General features: G+C 60.9%; 17 protein-coding genes and 1 pseudogene. 10 read left to right on the top strand and 8 right to left on the bottom strand.

The features are described 5' to 3' along the window. The first annotated feature begins 70 nt into the window (after positions 1-70). Both JO965_RS40530 and JO965_RS40525 read left to right on the top strand, forming a co-directional pair. Positions 71-1162 carry an IS5 family transposase gene (locus tag JO965_RS40530; protein WP_203447378.1) on the top strand — a complete coding sequence of 364 codons (1092 nt, stop codon included), beginning with the start codon at positions 71-73 and terminating at the stop codon, positions 1160-1162. After that, positions 1162-1506 carry a hypothetical protein gene (locus JO965_RS40525; RefSeq protein ID WP_203447377.1) on the top strand — a complete coding sequence of 115 codons (345 nt, stop codon included), beginning with the start codon at positions 1162-1164 and terminating at the stop codon, positions 1504-1506. The genes JO965_RS40530 and JO965_RS40525 overlap by 1 nt, the downstream gene beginning before the upstream one ends. A 789-nt stretch (positions 1507-2295) precedes the next feature. Here the strand turns inward: JO965_RS40525 and JO965_RS40520 are convergent. The 3 genes from JO965_RS40520 to JO965_RS40510 all read right to left on the bottom strand — a co-directional run bounded on the left by JO965_RS40520 (position 2296) and on the right by JO965_RS40510 (position 5035). After that, positions 2296-2808: a YHS domain-containing (seleno)protein gene (locus JO965_RS40520; RefSeq protein WP_203447376.1), complete on the bottom strand. Its 513-nt coding sequence runs from the start codon at positions 2806-2808 to the stop codon at positions 2296-2298. A 10-nt stretch (positions 2809-2818) separates the two neighbouring features. Then, a complete protein-coding gene (locus tag JO965_RS40515; RefSeq protein ID WP_203447375.1) occupies positions 2819-2977 on the bottom strand; it encodes a hypothetical protein in 159 nt (52 codons plus the stop codon). 228 nt (positions 2978-3205) lie between these two features. After that, on the bottom strand, positions 3206-5035 hold the full coding sequence (locus JO965_RS40510) for a M23 family metallopeptidase (protein WP_246777258.1): 1830 nt from the start codon (positions 5033-5035) through the stop codon (positions 3206-3208). Positions 5036-5484: 449 nt separating this feature from the next. On the opposite strand from JO965_RS40510, the gene lnt reads away from it, so the two are divergent. Further along, positions 5485-7038 (top strand): apolipoprotein N-acyltransferase, encoded by a 1554-nt coding sequence (gene lnt, locus JO965_RS40505; protein WP_203447374.1) that lies wholly within the window; start codon positions 5485-5487, stop codon positions 7036-7038. Positions 7039-7106: 68 nt separating this feature from the next. Here the strand turns inward: lnt and JO965_RS40500 are convergent, their stop codons facing one another. The 5 genes from JO965_RS40500 to JO965_RS40480 all read right to left on the bottom strand — a co-directional run bounded on the left by JO965_RS40500 (position 7107) and on the right by JO965_RS40480 (position 12357). Continuing rightward, complete coding sequence (locus JO965_RS40500) at positions 7107-7880, bottom strand: DsbA family protein (RefSeq protein ID WP_203447373.1); 774 nt, start codon at positions 7878-7880, stop codon at positions 7107-7109. Between the two features lie 249 nt (positions 7881-8129). Further along, positions 8130-8633, bottom strand: a complete 504-nt coding sequence (gene lspA, locus JO965_RS40495; protein WP_203447372.1) for a signal peptidase II — start codon at positions 8631-8633, stop codon at positions 8130-8132. A gap of 46 nt (positions 8634-8679) precedes the next feature. Then, positions 8680-9585: a cation diffusion facilitator family transporter gene (locus JO965_RS40490; protein ID WP_203447371.1), complete on the bottom strand. Its 906-nt coding sequence runs from the start codon at positions 9583-9585 to the stop codon at positions 8680-8682. A 13-nt stretch (positions 9586-9598) separates the two neighbouring features. After that, positions 9599-12202 carry a heavy metal translocating P-type ATPase gene (locus JO965_RS40485; protein WP_203447370.1) on the bottom strand — a complete coding sequence of 868 codons (2604 nt, stop codon included), beginning with the start codon at positions 12200-12202 and terminating at the stop codon, positions 9599-9601. Then, positions 12199-12357, bottom strand: coding sequence for a hypothetical protein (locus JO965_RS40480; protein WP_203447369.1), 159 nt, complete (start codon positions 12355-12357; stop codon positions 12199-12201). Before JO965_RS40480 ends, JO965_RS40485 begins: the two co-directional genes overlap by 4 nt. Positions 12358-12540: 183 nt before the next feature. On the opposite strand from JO965_RS40480, the gene JO965_RS40475 reads away from it, so the two are divergent. The 7 genes and pseudogenes from JO965_RS40475 (at position 12541) to JO965_RS40445 (ending at position 19019) form a co-directional block, all read left to right on the top strand. Beyond that, positions 12541-13176, top strand: coding sequence for a DsbA family protein (locus tag JO965_RS40475; RefSeq protein ID WP_246777256.1), 636 nt, complete (start codon positions 12541-12543; stop codon positions 13174-13176). Positions 13177-13394: 218 nt separating this feature from the next. Then, entirely contained in the window at positions 13395-14021 is a 627-nt protein-coding gene (locus JO965_RS40470) for an isoprenylcysteine carboxylmethyltransferase family protein (RefSeq protein ID WP_203447368.1), read from the top strand. After that, positions 13957-14807: pseudogene (locus tag JO965_RS49815) on the top strand (L,D-transpeptidase). Before JO965_RS40470 ends, JO965_RS49815 begins: the two are co-directional and overlap by 65 nt. A gap of 152 nt (positions 14808-14959) precedes the next feature. Continuing rightward, positions 14960-15814, top strand: coding sequence for a cytochrome c oxidase subunit 3 (locus JO965_RS40460; RefSeq protein ID WP_203447367.1), 855 nt, complete (start codon positions 14960-14962; stop codon positions 15812-15814). A gap of 268 nt (positions 15815-16082) precedes the next feature. After that, positions 16083-16553: a hypothetical protein gene (locus JO965_RS40455; RefSeq protein WP_203447366.1), complete on the top strand. Its 471-nt coding sequence runs from the start codon at positions 16083-16085 to the stop codon at positions 16551-16553. Positions 16554-16723: 170 nt separating this feature from the next. Next, positions 16724-17188, top strand: a complete 465-nt coding sequence (locus tag JO965_RS40450) for a copper chaperone PCu(A)C (RefSeq protein WP_203447365.1) — start codon at positions 16724-16726, stop codon at positions 17186-17188. 484 nt (positions 17189-17672) lie between these two features. Further along, on the top strand, positions 17673-19019 hold the full coding sequence (locus JO965_RS40445; RefSeq protein WP_203447364.1) for an IS5 family transposase: 1347 nt from the start codon (positions 17673-17675) through the stop codon (positions 19017-19019). The last annotated feature ends 238 nt before the right edge of the window (positions 19020-19257 follow it).

The raw sequence follows: 19257 nt of genomic DNA, 5'->3' as shown, positions 1-19257 counted from the left end.
CTGTTGAAAAAGTCCGTAGCGGCGCAGGCTCGCCTGTGATTCATTCGATTCGGGCAGCTGGAGGGAATGAATGCGCGGGCGAGACGAGCAGACGGGGCAACTATTCTCCTATGTCGATCTGGAGGCCCGGGTGCGCGCGGATCATCCATTGCGGGCGATCCGCCAGATCGCCAACACGGCGCTCGCAGTGCTGCAGCGCGAGTTCGCAGTCTTGTACGCCCCTCGCATGGGTCGACCCTCGATCGCGCCCGAGAAGCTGCTGCGGGCCATGCTGCTGCAGGCCTTCTACTCTATCCGTTCCGAGCGCCAGCTGATGGAGCGCCTCGAGTACGATTTGCTGTTTCGCTGGTTTGTTGGGCTCGGCATTGATGATGCAGCCTGGGATCACTCCACCTTCTCCAAGAACCGCGATCGGCTGCTCGACGGCGACATCGCGGCCCAGTTCCTGGCCGCCATACTGGCCCAGCCCAGGGTGAAGAAGCTTCTATCCGCGGACCACTTCTCGGTCGATGGCACTCTGATCGAAGCCTGGGCCTCCATGAAGAGCTTCAAGCCGAAGGACGGCGCGGGTGATCCGCCGGCCGACGGCGGGCGCAACGCGGAGGCAAACTTCCGGGGGGAGAAGCGGTCGAACCAGACCCATGCCTCGACCACCGATCCGGACGCGCGGCTCTACCGCAAGGGAGCCGGCAAGGAGGCGAAGCTGTGCTTCCTCGGCCATGCGCTCATGGAGAACCGCTCCGGCCTGGTGGTCGACGCCTGTCTGACGCGCGCCGATGGCCATGCCGAGCGCGTGGCCGCCCTGGCTTTGATCGAGCCCTACGCCGATCGATCACGGGCGATCACGCTCGGCGCCGACAAGGCTTACGACACACAGGACTTCGTCTATGATCTGCGGGCGATGAAGGTCACGCCGCATGTGGCGCAGAATACGAACGGGCGGCGCTCGGCCATTGATGGCCGCACGACCCGCCATGCCGGCTACGCCGTGAGCCAGCGCATCCGCAAGCGGATTGAAGAGGCCTTCGGCTGGATAAAAACGGTTGCCGGTCAGGCCAAGACCCGCTTCCGGGGTGTGGAGCGGGTGGAGTTGGCCTTCACGTTCGCAGCCGCTGCCTACAATCTGGTGCGCCTGCCCAAGTTGCTGGCGGAGAGCCTCTGATGGCCAAAGTTCCAGCCTTTGCCAAGGCGTTTGCCGGCCGCTGGCGCATCGTCGAGATGGATGTTTGGGACAATGACTTCCTCGATCTTGTCGAAGAGGCGCATCTCACACTGACGGGCGAAGCGGCCGGGGAGATCGCATTCGGCGCGCTCCAAGGCGCCTTGGACGTCCGCTATGGCTCGCGCGATGGCGCGGCATGTGCCGAGTTCTCGTGGGAAGGCTCCGACGACAACGACCCAGCATGCGGGCGTGGATGGGTCGCGCTCGGCAGTGCAGGCCGTCTCGTTGGCCACTTCTACATCCACAATGGCGATGATTCAGGTTTCGTCTGCGAACGCAGCTAACTTTTTCAACGGCCTGTTAGGCTTGAAAGGAGATCGCTGTGGCAATGACCGATCAACATGATCACGACAAGAGTTCCCACACCGGCCGGCTCACGTGCCTCCGCACCGACAAGAGGCTCGGTCATATGCTTAAATGCCATGCTCGCCTTGGTGGGAACGACCGATTCTTAGCGGGTGCTCGTCGAGGGCATCTGGACGGGCATGCGAGTCTGTGATCCTTGGTCGTTGCCATGGCTCCTATGTTCTACCGGATTGTACGAGGCGACAGCAACAAGCACAACGCCAATCGCCAGGCCACACATCATCAGTTCTGTTCTCGTCATAAACTTTGTCATTGCACATCTCCTCGTCTGTGATCGGGCAGAGATCACGTTGAACCCAAAACGCCGGAGCGGGACGGTTACTCCAAACCAGGACCCGGTTGAGGCCCATTCTACTCTGATATGCCGGATCCAGCAGCGGTTTTAATGCCTTCCGCAGCACCTGCAAGTTCGGAATAGATCATGAATGGGATGTCGCCTATGGTTCAAGAGATCTTGGCCATGTGCAAAATGGGCCTGCATGGTTTGTGCTGGCAGGTCCTTCGTTGACACCGAACTTGGCGCTCTGCTCCTCACTGCTGCCCCGAGCGGAGCCGCTGTCGTTCGTGCTAGGCATCGCAATGGCTTTTGCGAGGGGACGCCCTCACGGAGAAGACGAACCTAAATCTTGGATATGCCAACGGTTCCGGCTGCAGTATGCCCAAGTGAAGTCTGAAGCCCTAGACAGGCGGCCTGAGCGAACTGGCGTTCATCGATCGGAATGCAGCGATTGCTTCGGCAGTGGCGTCGATTGGATCGGCAGATGGCCCGTTAAATGAATCCAGTTGTCATCAGCCTGCTTGATATCGGCGATCGGGTCCTTGAACCAGAGACCGTCGAAGAGCTTCGGACAATTGAGATAAAGGCGACCATATACAATCATCCACGCCTGAGGGTCTGCATCGAGTAAGGATCCTTTCCCAACCCCATAAGCGCAATGGCCCCCGTAAGCGGGAGTGTACCGGTCCGGGTTCTGCTCAAACAAGCGTTTGTTCGCGTCGCTTGAGAACAGCCACCGCGCACCAGTGTGCTCCGTCGAGAAGCGGGGTTGCCCCGTTCGCGCTTCTCCGTCGACGAAATAAGCTACGGGGTCATACCCGCGGATCGCGATGCCCTGGCCACCCAGCACATTAACCGGGGCTTCGCTGGTTTGAGCCGCCGTTGATAGAAAACAAAACGCCATCCCAACAAGAGCCCACATCCAGGCCGACGACAACCTCATGCGACCCACCTCAGTGCTCGGCGCAGGTGGCTTTCAAGAGGTAGAAAGTCACACCGCCGGAGAAGACAGCGCCGCCGACTGCCGAGAGAGCGATGACAAGGCCGAACTCGAGCACCTCCCGCAGACCGGCGTTGGAAGCCTGTTCCCAAGCGATGGATGATGACGACACGATCAGGAGGCCGACTCCAGCCCCGGTCACCCACGCCAGGATTCGAGCCCAACGCAGCCTGAGTCTCTGTGGATCCCGATCTTTCAGGGGACGGAGTGGGTAAGGTGTCACGCCAGTGATCCATCTTTGCTAGCTAACGAGAATTCGGCGGCTTGTCCTCGCCGCGCCGTCATCGATCCCCATCCACGGGTAAGGGTGCGTCTCGCTGGTGCCGAGTATATCATCATGCTACGGCGTTGTAGACCCGGTGGAAACCGTTGATTGGCCGGCAAGAGCATCAATTTGCTCCCGCTCCCGCTCGAACTGCATCAGCGCGGCGCCAGTGAGCTCGCTGTCGCGCGGAACCCGGATTTTGAGCGCATCGATAAAGCGCCCGTTGACAAGGATCTCGTAGTGAAGGTGCGGGCCAGTCGAGAGACCTGTGTTGCCGACATACCCGATCACCTGCCCCTGCCGGACCTTCACGCCGGCCGTGATCCCCGTGTTGAACTTTGATTGATGGGAGTACGCGGTCACATAGCCGTTGGCGTGCTCAATCTCGATGCGGCGGCCATAACCACCATCCCATTCGGCCTTGATGACCGTACCATCCCCTGCCGCCAGGATCGGAGTACCCGTCCGATTGGCCCAGTCAATGCCAGTATGCATCTTTGTGTAGCCCAGGATTGGGTGGCGTCGAGCGCCAAAACCCGAGCGGAGTTCACCATCGGCGATCGGTTTGCGCAGCAGAAACTTCCGCAATGAGCGGCCTTGCTCATCCAGATAGCGAACCGAACCGTCCGGGGACGCGAAATGGTACGCCCTTTTGACCTCGCCTCCAATGCTAAGACCGGCGTAAAGAATCTCCGCACGTCCCTGATCGCCCTCCTCTTCAGTCCCATAGAGGATCTCGAGACTGTCTTCGGATGAGACACGGCGCAAAAGATCCACATCGTCCCCGAAGGCCTGGATGAACTGGTCGACGATTTCGCGGGGCAGGTCGTTCTTGGCGGCCGTCTCGTAGAGGCTCTCATAGAGGCGGACGCCGCCGCGGCTGTCATCCTCGGCTTCACCCTCGTCCTCAGAAGCCACCTGCCGGGTCGCCTCGTCGGCGGGCGGTGTCACGGACACGAAAACGCCACGGTCATTGGTGGCGGCAATGCCTTCCATCCCCCTTTCCCCGAAGGCGATGACGCGTACAATCTGTCGAGGGTCGCCGAGACGAGGGCCAGGGGCAATGAGAATCCGCAGGCGCTGGCCTTCCGTGAGGCCCTCGATCTTGATGCGGGCCGCCAGCGCCGACGAGATCGCAGCAATCTGGTCCGGCGTGGCGCCATAGCTGCGCAAAGTTGTCTCGAGAGTTTCCCCCTTCTTGAGCACTACGTCGCGCTCTTCGATCAGAGGAACGATAGCCTTGTCGATCTTCGGAAGCTCAGTCACGTTTTCGGGCACGACCCGCACCTCGATCGTGCTGAAGGGTGCATCGACGACGCGGGCATAGCCCAGCGCATCGCCCAGCGCCGCAGGCTGGCGCAGAGTCCGCGACAGCATCTGCTGGGCGGGGATCGGCACGGAGGGTCGACGCCCTGCCTCATTGAAGACCCGCCGCTCCTCCTCCAGAATCGAAAGCACGTCGTTGTCCGTCAAGGAGGGGGCGCTCGCCTCAATACCAACGGTGGCAAGATCCCGCCTGAGAACGGACACATCGGCATCGGCGATCTCCGGTGCCGGCTCGACCAGGCGCGAGCCACTTTGCTCGGCGAAGAGACGGAGAGGGTTGAAAGGCGGGATCTCGGAGGCATAGGTGCCGGCGGTCAGCGACAGATGAGTTGTTACCCGCGTGAACTGACGCGCCTTGATGACCTCGCGGTTTCCAACGCGAGACGTCATCGGCGCGCGGAACGTCTGCTTCGCAGATCGGACGGCGTCCGACCAATTCAGCTTATCGCTCTTTCGAGCCACGTCCCTCATCTTGTCCTTCGGCCGCTCGACACGCGTGACAATCAGGTTCGCGGGCTTGGCGGGCTCCGGCGCGTTAGTTCCACCGTCCAGGGCGATATAGATAGAGCTACCAATCAAGCCCCCTCCCATCACGGCAAGAAGCAGGCTTGCCCCCAACCATCGCAATATGATGCCTTGCCGCGACGGCTCCCAGATGTCGTCCTCGCCGGCCACGAGCAACGGTTCGTCATTGATTGGACGAGTGTCGATCACAAACCTGGAGCGCGGGCGGTGAGTCGCTCGGTTCAAACCAATTTGCTTCGGGTGCTGGAGGCGCATGTCCGGGACGGGTCTTTTGAGTTGAGCAATCCGCATCGGCAGGGGCTCTGCCGATGCGCAGGGCGACACAGACACGCGTGAGATATGACGCGAAGGCTGCACCACCTATCACTGCGGTGCAGGTGCTGAGGCAACATGTCGGAAGTGTGGCACAAGAGCACGCATGATCGAGATTGCAACAGGAAGCTGTCGTGTTGATCTGATCGTTGGGATAACGCAATGCAGAACCCAATCAAGCTGTGAGTTCAATGCCGATCTTTCGTGAACGTGTCCGGGTCTGGTTCTATCCGCGTAGCCTGACCGTAGTCGGGCTGCAGGTCGCCGTTGGGGGAATGTATGGGCTCGGTTTCGCGCCCCTTTCCTGGTGGCCTGTCGCTCTTGTCGCACTCACATGCCATTTCGTCGTCCTCCGACGGCTTCAGAGTTGGCGCGTGAGCGGTTTCGCTGGGTGGATGTTCGGGTTCGGCTTCTTCATGGTATCCCTGCACTGGGTCAACGAGAGTTTTGCGTTTGCGCCGGCTGGGCTGCGGGGGCTGGGCTGGGTTGCGGTTCTCGGACTGAGCCTCGCGCTTGGCCTCTTCAATGCGCTCTTCTCCGCGCTGGCGCACTGCCGCTTGTGCAAAGGCGTGCCCAGGTCGTTGGAACAGGCTGCTCTGTGGACGGCGGTTGAGTGGCTGCGGGCGTCCGTGTTCACGGGCTTTCCGTGGAATCTCACTGCCTACCTGTGGAGCGACACGCTCCCGATGCTACAATCGACCGCTGTTGTCGGCGTATACGGGCTCGGATTCCTGACAGTTCTGGCGAGCGCCACTTTTGCCGAGCTGCTGGCGACAACGCCGTCGCGGCGTCAGCTCGCGGTCTGCACAGGCATGGTTGCTGTGCTGGCAGGAGTTTATTCGGGCGGCGTTCGTCGTTTGCAGTCATCTGCCCCGGACACGACGCAGTTCCGCGTGCGGATCGTGCAGGCGAACATCCGGCAGGATCGCAAATGGAGCAGTACCGCGCGTGAGCAAATCCTGGCTGCCTACCTTGAAGGAACAGCCGAAGCGGAAGTTGTTCCGCCTGTTGTTGTATGGCCGGAAACGGCCATTCCTTTCCTTCTCGACGAAGATGCTGCCCGGCGGGGGCTTATCGCGAAAGCTCTCCCACCGAAGGGAGTTCTTGTCACCGGCGGGCTTCGCCGGGAGCACCAGGGACAGGCTCAGCGCTTTTTCAACAGCGTGCTAACGGTGGCGTCGGGCGGCGCCGTGGTCGGGCGGTACGACAAGGTTCACCTTGTGCCCTTTGGAGAATTCGTTCCCCTCGCAGCACTCAATCCGTTTCCGCGTCTTACGGCTGGTCTTGCGGACTTGACCGCAGGGACAAGGCACGGTTTGGTCGATCTGGGCAATGGTGTCCTGGCTGCGCCGCTGATCTGCTACGAGGCGATCTTCCCGGGTGACGTGCGCGCACTCGCTGCGGATGCATCGGTGCTGGTGAATGTCACGAACGATGCCTGGTTCGGAACGTCCTGGGGTCCCTACCAGCATCTTGCGATTGCGCGTGTCCGAGCCATCGAGCTCGGCATTCCTTTGATACGAGCAGCGAATACAGGGATCTCAGGTGTCTTCGATCCGTATGGCAGGACTCGCGCCATGATCCCTTTAGGTGTTCGATCATTCGCCGACGTCGACGTTCCCTCTCCTCTTCCCAATCGGACCATTTATGCCCGACTCGGCGACGGCCCCCTCTTCGGACTCATCGGGAGCGGTCTTGTCGTCAGTGGAGCCATTCGCCGCCGGCGACGTGCGTCTCCCTCATAGAGGATTCGGCGAGGCGGTCGCCGGGCGCTGCCGAGCCCACCGGTTCGTCAATGCACTCGTAATCGCGTCTAACACTTTGCTTTGCCGCAACGCCGCACGTTGCTGATCGCCTGCTGAAGCGGGTCCACTCCCACCGCTCCTGCAATCACCTGATCGCCGAGCACAAATCCTGGGGTACCGGTTATGCCGAGTTTCTCGGCAAGCATTCCATTGGCTTCGATGACATCACGACCGCCAGCAGTCTCGATCTCTTTCTCAAGTTGCGCCATGTTGAGGCCCATGTCCTTGGCGACTGCTTTGGCCTTTTCGCCGTCGACCTGTCCCCGAGATTCCATCAGGCGCGTGTGATACTCGAGAAGCCTGTCACTTTTGAGCTGCTGCTTGGCCGCAAGTGCGACGCGGCTTGCTTCCAGCGACGGCGGTCCCAGGACCGGTAATTCCTTGAGCACGACCCGAAGTTTCGGATCGGCCTTGATCAACGCCTTCACGTCGCCCACCGCCTTCTTACAGTACGGGCAATTGTAGTCGAGGAATTCGACAAGCGTGACGTCACCTTGCGGGTTTCCGACGACATAATCGTGAGGGGAGTTGAAGATTGTGTCTTTCTCTGCGCTGAGCACTTCTGCCTGAGAGCGTGCCTGCGCCTCTGTATTGCGCCGCTCGAGCTCGGCCATCATGTCTTGCAGCACTTCAGGATTCTTGAGGAGATATTCCCGCGTGATCTCACCGATGGCTTTGCGCTGATCATCGTTGAACACAGGAGTTTGCGCTGCCACGGGAGAGGCCAGAGTAACGGCGCTATAAAGCGCGGCGGTCAGCATTGAGATGCGGAACGGGATCATTGACGGCTGCCTCCGAGTCTCTGGAACCTGGCGAGTGGGTCGTGCTGCGCGGCGGAAGATCCTCCGGCAGCTGGATTGATGACCGATCGGGCACAAAGCCCGGCTAGGGTGATCGACGTCTGGGGTTTGGACAACTCTGTGGTTAACCATCCGGCTCCCCGCGCAGGGCGGACGCCGGGCTCCTCAAGCACTCGCTGAAGTGAGTGGAAGGCTTGGTTTGTTCTGCCCATGCTCAGTTCCTGGGCCTGTTCATGAAGAAGCCGGCGCGGCCGGGCGGTTGCGTCCAAACAGATCTCCGGCGACGAGCACGACTGCGCCGAGGAAGATAGCAACGTCGGCCATGTTGAAAGTGGGCCAATGCCAGGTCCCAACATAGACGTCGAGGAAGTCTGTCACGGCGCCCTGGCGAATGCGATCAACAGCATTGCCAAGCGCTCCGCCAGAAATGAGTCCTAAAGCGATCGCCTCGCGGCGCGAGCCAGCCCGGGATGCCCAGACCAGAAGGAATCCGACAACCAGCAGGGTCAGGCCGGTCAAGGCCCAAGGGTTGTCTGCAAACACAGTTTTCAGGAGGCCGAAGCTGATCCCCGTGTTGTATCCAAGTGTGAGGTTAAAGAACGGGACAATCGGAATCACCTGGGGCGGCTGCATCACCACCTCAAGGATCAGCCACTTCGTGCCTTGATCGAGCACTGTTGCGGCCGCGACCGCTGCGAGCGCCGACGTCAGGTTGGCAGGAGCAAGGGCTGGCATTAGCGACTTTTCATCCGACGCGAGAGTGAACACATCAGCAGACCTCTTACAAGAAACGGTGCCCGGCGACGGCGTCGGGACAGGGAACGCGCTCGTACTGCAGCGTCACATGCCCGATTTTGAAGCGGTCCCGAAGCATCCTGTTCATCTCCTCGATGAGAACCTCCTGATCCGATGCCCGTGAGGAGGCCACCATATGAGCTGTCAAACAGACCCGACCACCTGTGAGGGACCAGACATGGAGGTCGTGAATATCCGTCACACCGGAGACTTCGATCATGGCAACCCGGATTTTTTCCACATCGAGCCCCGGGGGCACACCCTCCAGCAGCACGTTGAGCGCACTGCTGAACAGCATCCAGGTGCGCGGAAGAACCCACAGGCCGATCGCAATCGCGACGAGGGAGTCAATCCAGACCCAGCCCGTGAACCGAATGATCAAGGCTGCAGCGATGACACCGATCGACCCAATGAGGTCACTCCACACTTCCAGATAAGCGCCCTTGAGATTGAGGCTCTCCTCTTGGCCTTCTGAGAGGATGCGCATGGCCAGGAAGTTCACAACCAGCCCGATCAGTGCAATGACGAGCATGGACGTTGACTGGATTTCCGGCGGGGCACTCAGCCGTCGATAGGCTTCGACAAGGATATAGGCGGCCACACCGAAGAGCAGGAGCGCGTTCAAGGCAGCGGCCAGGGTTTCGAAGCGCTCATAGCCGAAGGTGCGCTGCAGGTCCGCCGGTCGCCGTCCAATGCGGATCGCCGCGATGGCGATCGCAATTCCGAACACGTCAGTGGCCATGTGACTGGCGTCAGAGATGAGCGCGAGACTTCCGGTCAGGACACCGCCGACAACCTCGGCCAGCATAAATCCTGCCGTGGGGACGAGGGCAACCCAGAGCGCCCGCTCGTGGCGCTCCGAGGCTGAGCCGTGGCTATGATGAGCTGACATACCCCAGCCCTGATTAGGCGGTGACCGGCTTGAGCTCGGCGGCCGGCTTCAACCCGCCCGACGAGGATCCACCCGAGTCACGACGGAAGAAGCCCAGAAGCCGCAAAGCATTCGCCGTGACGATCACCGTCGCCCCGGTGTCGGCCAGGATGGCAATCCAAAGGCCTGTGATCCCCAGGACACTGGTCACCAGAAACACAGCCTTGAGGCCTAACGCGATCGCGATGTTCTGGCGAATGTTCGCCATTGTGCCGCGGGAGAGCCGGATGAGCGCCACCACGTCACGAACCCGGTTGCGCAACAGAGCGCCATCCGCTGTCTCAAGGGCAACATCGGTGCCTGACCCCATGGCAACACCGACCGTTGCAGCAGCAAGCGCAGGCGCATCGTTGATGCCGTCACCAACCATCATCACAGGTTGTTCGCTCGACAGAGTCTTGAGCGTCATCACCTTGTCTTCCGGCATGAGCTCGGCCCGATACTCCATGCCCAGCGCGCCTGCGATCGCAGCGCCCGTCCGGGCATTGTCGCCAGTGAGCATCATGGAACGGATGCCAAGCTGCTTTAGTTCCGCCACGGCGACGGCCGCGTCCTCACGCGGCTCATCGCGCAGGGCGAGCACTCCCGTCAGCTGGTCATCAACAACGAGCGCTGTGACGGTTTTGCCTTCACCCTCGAGACGCTCCATATCCGCCACCATACGGGCAGACACCTGCGAGGCCCGCTGCTGCGCAAATCGTGGGGCGCCAAGAAAGATATGTCGATCATCCAACGTACCGACGACCCCCTGCCCCGGGATCGCCTTCACGTCACGGGCCGGGCTGACCGGCAGCCCGCGCGCCTTGGCACGCTCCAGAATCGCAAGAGCGAGGGGATGGTTTGATCCCGTCTCCACCGCAGCGGCGAGCCGCGTGGCCCCGAACTCGCTGCCGTCGTAGGCGATGATATCCGTCACGAACGGACGGCCTGCGGTGAGAGTGCCCGTTTTGTCGAATGCAACAAGGCCCGTCTTCGCGGCCTCTTCGATGACGACACCACCCTTCATCAGCAGGCCCTGCCGGGCGCCGGCAGAGAGCGCCGACGCGATGGATGCGGGAACCGAAATCACGAGAGCGCAGGGGCAGCCGATCAGGAGCAGCGCCAAGGCCCGGTAGGTCCAGGTCCACCAGTCGCCGCCAAGGGCGAGCGGTGGGACCACAGCCACGAGGAGGGCCAGGCCGACGACGGCAGGCATGTAGTAGCGCGAGAAGCGGTCGATGAACCGCTCTGTGGGGGCTCGCGCTTCTTGAGCTTCCTCAACGAGGCGAATGATCCGGGCGATAGTGTTGTCCTGCGCCGCTTTCTCCACACGCACGCGGATGGCCGCCTCGGTGTTGATCGAGCCTGCGAAGACGCTGTCGCCCACGCCTTTGGTCTTCGGTACGGATTCTCCCGTGACCGGCGATTCATCGATCCCTGAGACGCCGGACAGGATTTCCCCATCAGCCGGAATGCGATCTCCAGGCCGCACGAGCACCGTCTGCCCGATTGCGAGCGCTGAGGCCGCAACTTCCCTCGCTGTCCCGTTCTCCTCGAGCATGGCCGTCTTGGGAACCAGGTCGCTGAGTGCGCGAATGCTGGCACGCGCCCGGTTGGCGGCCACCCCTTCGAGCACCTCCCCAACCGCAAACAGGAACACGACGAGAGCAGCCTCCTCGGCTGCGCCGATGACCAATGCACCGGCCGCCGCGATGGTCATGAGCATCTCAATGGTGAAGGGCATGCCGGCCCGGGCAGCCGCAAAAGCCCGTCGTGCCACCGGAAGAACGCCAACGGCAGTGGCCCCGATATAAATCCAGTGACTTGCTGCAGGTACGATGTATTGCGAGAGGAACGCCAAGGCGAGCAGGACGCCCGTCAGGATCACAAGCCGGCCTTTCGCCGTCTGCCACCAGTGCTTGTCTCCCATGCTCTCATGCGCATGGTCATGGCCGTGCGCGCTTAGGGCCGTGGGAGCCGCGCCTGCGCCTGGGCGATGGGCATGGCCATGCCCGTGTTGATGATCGTGATGATGGTCATGAGCATGGCTGTGCCCACCGGAGCAGCTATCCCCACTGCAGCAGCTCGCGGGAGCCTGGCTCGTCGGCTGTGCTGGGACCGGCTTTCGGGCTACCGTGTAGCCCAGGCCAGCAACACGCTTTTCCACCTGCTCGGTCGTGGTGCGTGTCTCGTCAAGCGTTGCCGTGAGTGTCTCCGTCATCGTCGAAATCCGAATGTCAGAGACACCAGGGAGCTTGCCCACAGCGGTTTCGATTTTTGCGGCACAGCTGGCGCAATCCATGCCGCCAACCGTCCAGCTATAGGGTTGGGGTGCCCCGCCGGACGCAGGACCCTGCTGGCGGGTGACTGCGTAGCCCAGTCCGCTGACACGCTTTTCGACCTCGTGCGCCGGCGTAAGCGCTTCATCAAGACGCGCCGACAAGGTCTCCGTCATGGTCGAGGCCCTGATGTCCGAAACGCCTGGCAATCGGCTCACAGCGGTCTCAATCTTGGCCACACAGCTCGCGCAGTCCATGCCCTCCACCTTCCAGGTGAAGGATTTTGCACTCGCCGCCGTCTGCGGTGTCGGTTGGGTCATTCCATTGTCCTCTCGACCGTTTGAACTCGTGATACAACCTCGAGCCACTTGAGGTTCAAGAGGAAAAATCCAAAAAAGTCGGGAATCTCTCCAGCCAGCCTTTCGGCATTGAACAGCCAAGCCAGCGGTGGCCACTCGCCCGGCTCAGCCGTCATCAGGGCCAATCCACGAGGACCGGACGCCGGTTCTTCGCTCCTCAATGACCGTGAGGTTGATCCATTTTGGAGACGCTGCCGGATCAAGGCTGCCCGATCCGAAAAGTCACAGCCGCCTCTTGACCCTCTAGTGGCTTGAGGTCCTAGGCTGCCCGTCTTTGAGTCGGGAAAGGAGGGTCTGTAGTGCTCCGTCGTCATTTCATGGTGGGTAGCCTTGCAACTGGCCTCGTGCTTGCTGGGGGCAGTGCGCTGGCGCAAGAGGTTGTGGATCAGGCCGAGCTTCTCAAGCCCGGCCCTCTGCCGGACAAGATGATCGGCCGCCCCGATGCCCCTGTGACCGTCATCGAGTACGCCTCACTGACCTGTCATCACTGCCAGAACTTTCACAAAACGACGTGGCCGAGTTTCAAGGCAAAATACGTCGATACCGGCAAAGTCCGTTTTATCATCCGGGAGTTTCCGCTCGACCCGTTGGCCACGGCGGGCTTCATGCTCGCCCGCTGCGCCGGCGATGACAAGTGGTATCCGGTCGTCGACATGCTCTATCAGACGGGGGAGGCATGGAACCATGCCGACAAGCCCTATGACGCTCTCGTCCAGGTGATGCGCCAAGCGGGGATGGGGCGAGAGACCGTAGAGGCGTGTCTGCGCGACGAGAAGACCTATAACGGAATCCGAGAGATTGCCGACCGGGCAACGCAGTCGTTCAAGGTCGACTCGACGCCAACCTTCTTCATCAATGGCCGCAAGGAGGTCGGTGCACTGCCTCTCGATCGTTTCGACAAGATTCTCGAACCCCTGCTGGCAGCGAAGCCCTGACCAGGGCCGGCGTCCCACCGGCTTCTCGAACAAGGGCGATTTCAGCCGCAGGTGAGGGTCACATGGGCTGCCGAACTCCCGCAGGAGCTTAAACTGAACCGGAGTGAGAGAATGCAGGTGCCGGACAGAAGCTGCAATCGGGCCCGGGGCGTCGGCCCTCTATCTGTGGCTGGGCTGCAGCCTGATGAGGGCAACCGTTCTGTCGAGACGAGGCGACCATGATTAGGATCGGTGCCTCCCTGCTGGTCTGTCTCTACGTGGCGGGCTTCCTGACCCTGTCCATGCTTGCAGCGCGGATCATGGGACGCTCTGTTTGGCTCTTCGGAGCCGGTGATCCGCGGCAGCGCTGGACCGGATTAGCCTTTCGGGCTGCATTCCTCGGCGCGCTCCTCTGGCCTGGCTACCGGGTGTGGCAAGGCGGGTCCGTCGGACTGTTCCAGTCCGGCCTTCTGTCTCACAGCGGCGTTGTCTCAACCCTGGGCGCTGTGCTGATCGCTGTGGGAGGCAGCTTCGCTCTTGTGTCGCAATACCACATGGGCGCCGCATGGCGGATCGGCGCCGCTGAGGGCCAGCAAGGGCAACTTGTCGTGACGGGGCCGTTCCGCTGGTCGAGGAATCCCGTGTTTGTTGGACAGAGCGGCGTGTTTCTCGGGCTGCTGCTGGTGTTTCCCGATCCAGTTCAATTCGCCGTTACGGCCGTGGCGCTGCTGGCGATCCGGGCGCAGGTTCGCATTGAGGAACGGGTGCTGCGAGCCACGTTCGGGGCAGTCTACGAAGATTATGCCCGTCGGGTGCCGCGCTGGATTGGCGGGGTTTCCTCACACATTGTTCCAAAGCGAGCTTGAGCCTGCAAGCATGACCTTCTCGACCGACAAATGGCATCCGCGTGGCTGGCGCACAAAAATCGGCATCGCGCACACGAGCCTGATCGCCGCCGTCTTCGTCCTGAGCGCACCCGCGCTTGCGACCCAACACCCACAAGATACCGGGATCAACATCACGGTCCCTGACCCCATACCACCTGCAGAGATCCGGCGACGGCCATCTCAGCTGTCACGGATCGTAGTCCCGTTTGTATCCTCGTACGAAGTCGGCACCATTCTGGTGGACACCCGAGGGCGTCGACTTCTTCGTGTGCTGTCTCCGGAACGGGCACTTCAGTACCCCATCGGTGTTGGACGGCAGGGCTTTACATGGACGGGGGAACTTCCTGTGAGCCGAAAGGCCACCTGGCCGGACTGGCGCCCGCCAAAGGAGATGCGTCAGCGCGATCCGCGTCTGCCTGCCTTCCTGCCAGGGGGACCTAAAAACCCTCTGGGGCTCGCGCCATCTACCTGGGCGAGACGCTCTACCGAATTCACGGCACGAATGAGCCTCGAACGATCGGCCGTGCGGTTTCATCCGGGTGCTTCCGCATGTTCAACGCGGATATTATCGACCTTGCTCGCCGAACCCCAGTTGGTGCGCGCGTCGTTGCATTTGACCGGCTGCCCCAGACAAATGCCTCACCAATCCGGAAGCCGACCCCAAGCCCGGCGTTCACTCTTCCGGTTGAACCACCGGAACTGGGAGCCCAGTCCCGCCCGATTTCGGGTACGCGGGAGCCAGATAGCGAGGTTGTGATGCCATGAACCAAGCGATTCAGAGATCGGGCAAGGAGCCGCGGACTGGGGCTGCCGGAGGCGGAGCACCAGCGTGCGCGTTGGACCCAAGGCAGCTGGGGGTTCGCTCCGACGAGCCGTCTTGAAGCGAGTTCACATTCGAGGCACGGAGACGACACGAAATGGCCGATCCGCAGACAAAGAACCACGACTACCACATTCTTGAACCGAGCCCGTGGCCGCTCATCGGCGCGGTCAGTGCCTTCCTGATGGCATCCGGGTTCGTGACCTGGTGGAAGGACATCGCCATCGCCGGGATGCACCTCGGTCCCTTCATTTTCGGCGCCGGCATCATCGGTGTGCTCTACACCATGCTCAGTTGGTGGACCGACGTGGTGCGCGAGGCCAATACCGGCTATCACACCCGCGTGGTTCAGCTTCACCACCGCTACGGCATGATCATGTTCATCGCCTCCGAGGTGATGTTCTTCGCCGCCTGGTTCTGGGCCTATTTCGATGCTGCTCTCTATGCTGGTGACCCGCAGCTCTACTCGCGTGTCGAGGCTCTCGGCGGCGTCTGGCCGCCCAAGGGCATCGCGACCTTCGATCCCTGGCACCTGCCACTCTTGAACACGCTGATCCTGCTCACCTCGGGCACCACGGTTACCTGGGCGCACCACGCGCTGCTGGAGAACGACCGTCAGGGCCTCAAGGCGGGCCTGTGGCTCACGGTGATCCTCGGCATCCTGTTCAGCTTCGTCCAGGCCTACGAGTACAGCCACGCCGCCTTCGGCTTCAAAGGCAACATCTACGGCGCCACCTTCTTCATGGCGACGGGCTTCCATGGCGCACACGTGATCATCGGCACGATCTTCCTGGCCGTCTGCCTGTTGCGCGCCTATCGCGGCGACTTCACGCCCAAGCAGCACCTCGGCTTCGAGTTCGCCGCCTGGTACTGGCACTTCGTCGACGTGGTGTGGCTGTTCCTCTTCGCATCCATCTATCTCTGGGGCTACGGCGGACATGGAGGCGGCTAATGCCGCGTCGCATCCAATTTTTCAAGGAGCGGTGGCGTCCAAGTCACTTTGTGGCACTCGCGGTCGAAGGCGATCCGGATCAAGAGCTCGCTTCTGGAAATGCGGATCTGCTCAGGCCAGGAGATCGCAGGCGATCAGCAGCGCACTGTTCATTCACCTACTTAACGTGCGGACCCTAGCCAATCGTTCCCGCTCTGAAGTGAACGTGAGGCTTAAGGTCGGCATAGTCTGCACGTTCCATCCAGATCCAGCAGTGACGGAGTTGCAAATGAAAATCTCAATCCTTGTCGCCGCAGCATGGGTCACGGTTGTGTCGGGGAGCTACGACCATGCTCTTGCTCAAACTGCCAACAATCCTCCCGTCAGTCAGGGCGGCGATTCACAGGTATACGAATCTCCAGGGGAAAGCAGGATGCCACCTGGCACCCTGCACCAGTCACCCTTGGATGACGAACTGCCGAAGTTGCTACCACGCAGCGACTTGATGAGGGCAGTCGATGCCTACAAAAGGGCTGTTGCTGAACTCAAGAGGAGCCTCGATGTCGAGTTCAGTGGTAATCCGGACGCTGATTTCATGCGGCTGCTGATTGCCCAGTATGAAGGGATGGTCGCCCTGGGATCAGTGATGCTGGATTATGGGAGCGATCCGAAACTGCGGGAGACGGCAGAGTATGCGGTCGATATCGCCACGCAGGAGCTGGCTAACTTAAGAGAGCTACAGACGAAGCCGAAGCCTTAGTTCGCTTGCGGCGTCAACCGACGAAAACTCGGCCGAGTGCGTATTGTTGCTCATCTTTGCGCTTGATGCCGTAGCGTTTCAGACCATGAGTGGCTCCAGCCAGTGCCCGGTAGGACCTTTTCTCACCACTATAGAAACACCCGGTTTCTGTTCATCACCACGGAATGATCATGAACATCTTCAAACAAGGCTTGCTCTTCTCTACTCTTGCCGCGGCGTCTGCAATCTCGATTGAGGCCTCGGCTCAAGGCCAAGAGATCAAAGCAGGCGAAATATCAATCAGTCAGGGTGTCGTGCGCCCAACACGAGGAGGGGAGAAAGTGGGAATTGGTTTCCTCATCGTGCGTAACAACGCAGCCACCGCAGATCGACTCATAGCTATCGAAAGCCCCATAGCGGAGAACGTGGAGGTTCACCGCGCTTCGATTGACAGCGGCGCTGTTCGCCAACATGAACGGGACGGAATTCCTGTCCCCCCAAATGGCGAGGTCTCGCTCCCGTCAGGGGCGGGGCACATCATGTTCGAGGGCATTGAAGCCCCGTTCACGGAAGGTGATACAATCGCGGCGACGCTCGTTTTCGAGACAGCGGGCCGAATACCGGTCACATTCCGGGTAGAGTCAGCACCGAGATAGGCTCGTCCATTGTCGAGTTCCAGGCTGGTTAGCACTTTATAAATTTCGCAACTGACCAAAGTGCGCCGCTTCGAACTCTCACGTGGCCTTCAGGTGCCATTGTCCACCATGAGAAATTTCTCCAAGGTCGTCTAATGTCACGATCGGTCGATAAAGAAGATGGCTGTCGAGTTGACTTCAACGCCATCTTCTACACGGCATTTCACTGCGTCTTCGGCATCAAGTGGCTTCTAATCGTGGAGACATGCCTCGAACTTATCTTTCGAAAAGCTGGCTCGCCACATTGCCTGCTGGAGAACGTCTGGGGCGGCTCAATATATTGGCCCAAATATGTTGTCGCTCGAAAGCTTGTCTGTGATCAGATGATATTTAGTCGGTCCTGCACAACCCACAACTGATTGAGGTTGAAGGATTCTTCGTCTTGGCGAAGCATTGTAGAATGCCAGCATCTGGGAACTGACCCGCTCAAAACCGGTGTTTTGCCATGGGACCCAAGCCGACGATGCCGAGCTCCGGCGATCTCTACCGCAGCCGTCTCGATCAGATCCTGGATCAGCGTCACGAGCTCTGCCGCCTAGCCGGGCTGATCGACTGGGACGGCTTCGACCAAGCGTTTGGCCGCTTCTATCGCCCGCTCGGGAGGCCTGCGAAGCCGACGCGCCTGATGGTGGGTCTGTCCTATCTCCAGCACACCTTCAACCTGTCCGATGAAGCAGTGGTGCAGCGCTGGATCGAGAACCCGTACTGGCAGTGGTTCTGCGGCTGCGAGTACTTCCAGCATGAGTTACCGTGCGATCCCAGCTCGCTGACGCGCTGGCGCAAGCGGCTTGGACCAGACGGGTTGGAGTGGCTCCTGGCCGCCACGATCCAGGCCGGGCTCGACACGGGCGCGGTGCAGCCCTCCAGTTTGGAGCGGATCAGCGTCGATACGACCGTGCAGCCCAAAGCCATCACCCATCCCACCGACGCGAAGCTCTATCTCAAGGCTCTCCTCGCCCTTGTGCGGCAGGCCAAGCGGCATGGCCTCAAGCTCCGTCAGACCCACACCCGCCTGGCCAAACGCGCCAGCGTGCAGGTCGGTCGCTATGCCCATGCCCGGCAGATGCGGCGGATGCGGCGAGAGCTCAAGCGGCTGAAGACCTATCTTGGACGCGTGTACCGCGATGTCGCCAGGAAAGTCGCCGGGGATGCGGGGCTCTCACGCCGGTTTGCTCCTCTGCTCGGTCTGACAGAGCGTCTTCTGACCCAAGAGCGCACGAGCAAGAACAAACTCTATAGTCTGCATGCGCCAGAGGTGGTGTGTATCGCAAAGGGGAAAGCGCATCGGCCGTACGAGTTCGGCTCCAAGGTTGCGGTGGCGGTGACCAACCGGGAAGGCTTCGTACTCGCTTCCAAATCGCTGGAGGGCAACCCTTATGACGGTCACACGCTCAGCGCGACAATGGATCAGGTCGTGGCCCTGACGGGCGTGGAGCCCTCGCGCATTGACGTCGACCAGGGCTATCGCGGGCACGACTATGCGCGCAAGGAGCGCGTGTTCATCGCCCATCAGCGGCGCGGCCTCACACCGACGATCAAACGAGAGCTGAGACGCCGATCCGCGATCGAGCCGATGATCGGGCACATGAAGGCGGACGGGCGCCTTGGCCGCAATCACCTGCTCGGAGTTGCGGGCGACGCCATGAATGCGCTGCTGGTGGCCGCCGGGCACAATCTGCGGCTGATCCTGAACTGGCTCAGGCATTGTGTCGCCTGGCTCATGGCGGTTCTCATGGGTTCATCCGCACAATCGGATACTTCCCGCGTTCTCTGGGACCCAATTGCCGCCTGATCAAACGGCATTGTTCAGGGCCGACTATTTATTCTCTCCGGCGCACCGCGAGCATACATCAAGCCTTTGCTGACGTAGCAAGTGTGAACTCAAGTAGGATCAAGCCTACATCTCCGATCCCGATGTAACGCTTCTTCAGCTCTGGCTAGGTGCCTCTGTGGAAGGTTGCACAATGGGAGCAGGTTAAGGATGCTACGCGACGAGTGTCACCTTGGCTTCCAGTGAGCCAACACGGCAT

Source organism: Microvirga sp. VF16, from assembly GCF_016864375.1.
Taxonomy (GTDB): Bacteria; Pseudomonadota; Alphaproteobacteria; order Rhizobiales; family Beijerinckiaceae; genus Microvirga.
This window is presented reverse-complemented; position numbering and strand designations above follow the sequence as displayed.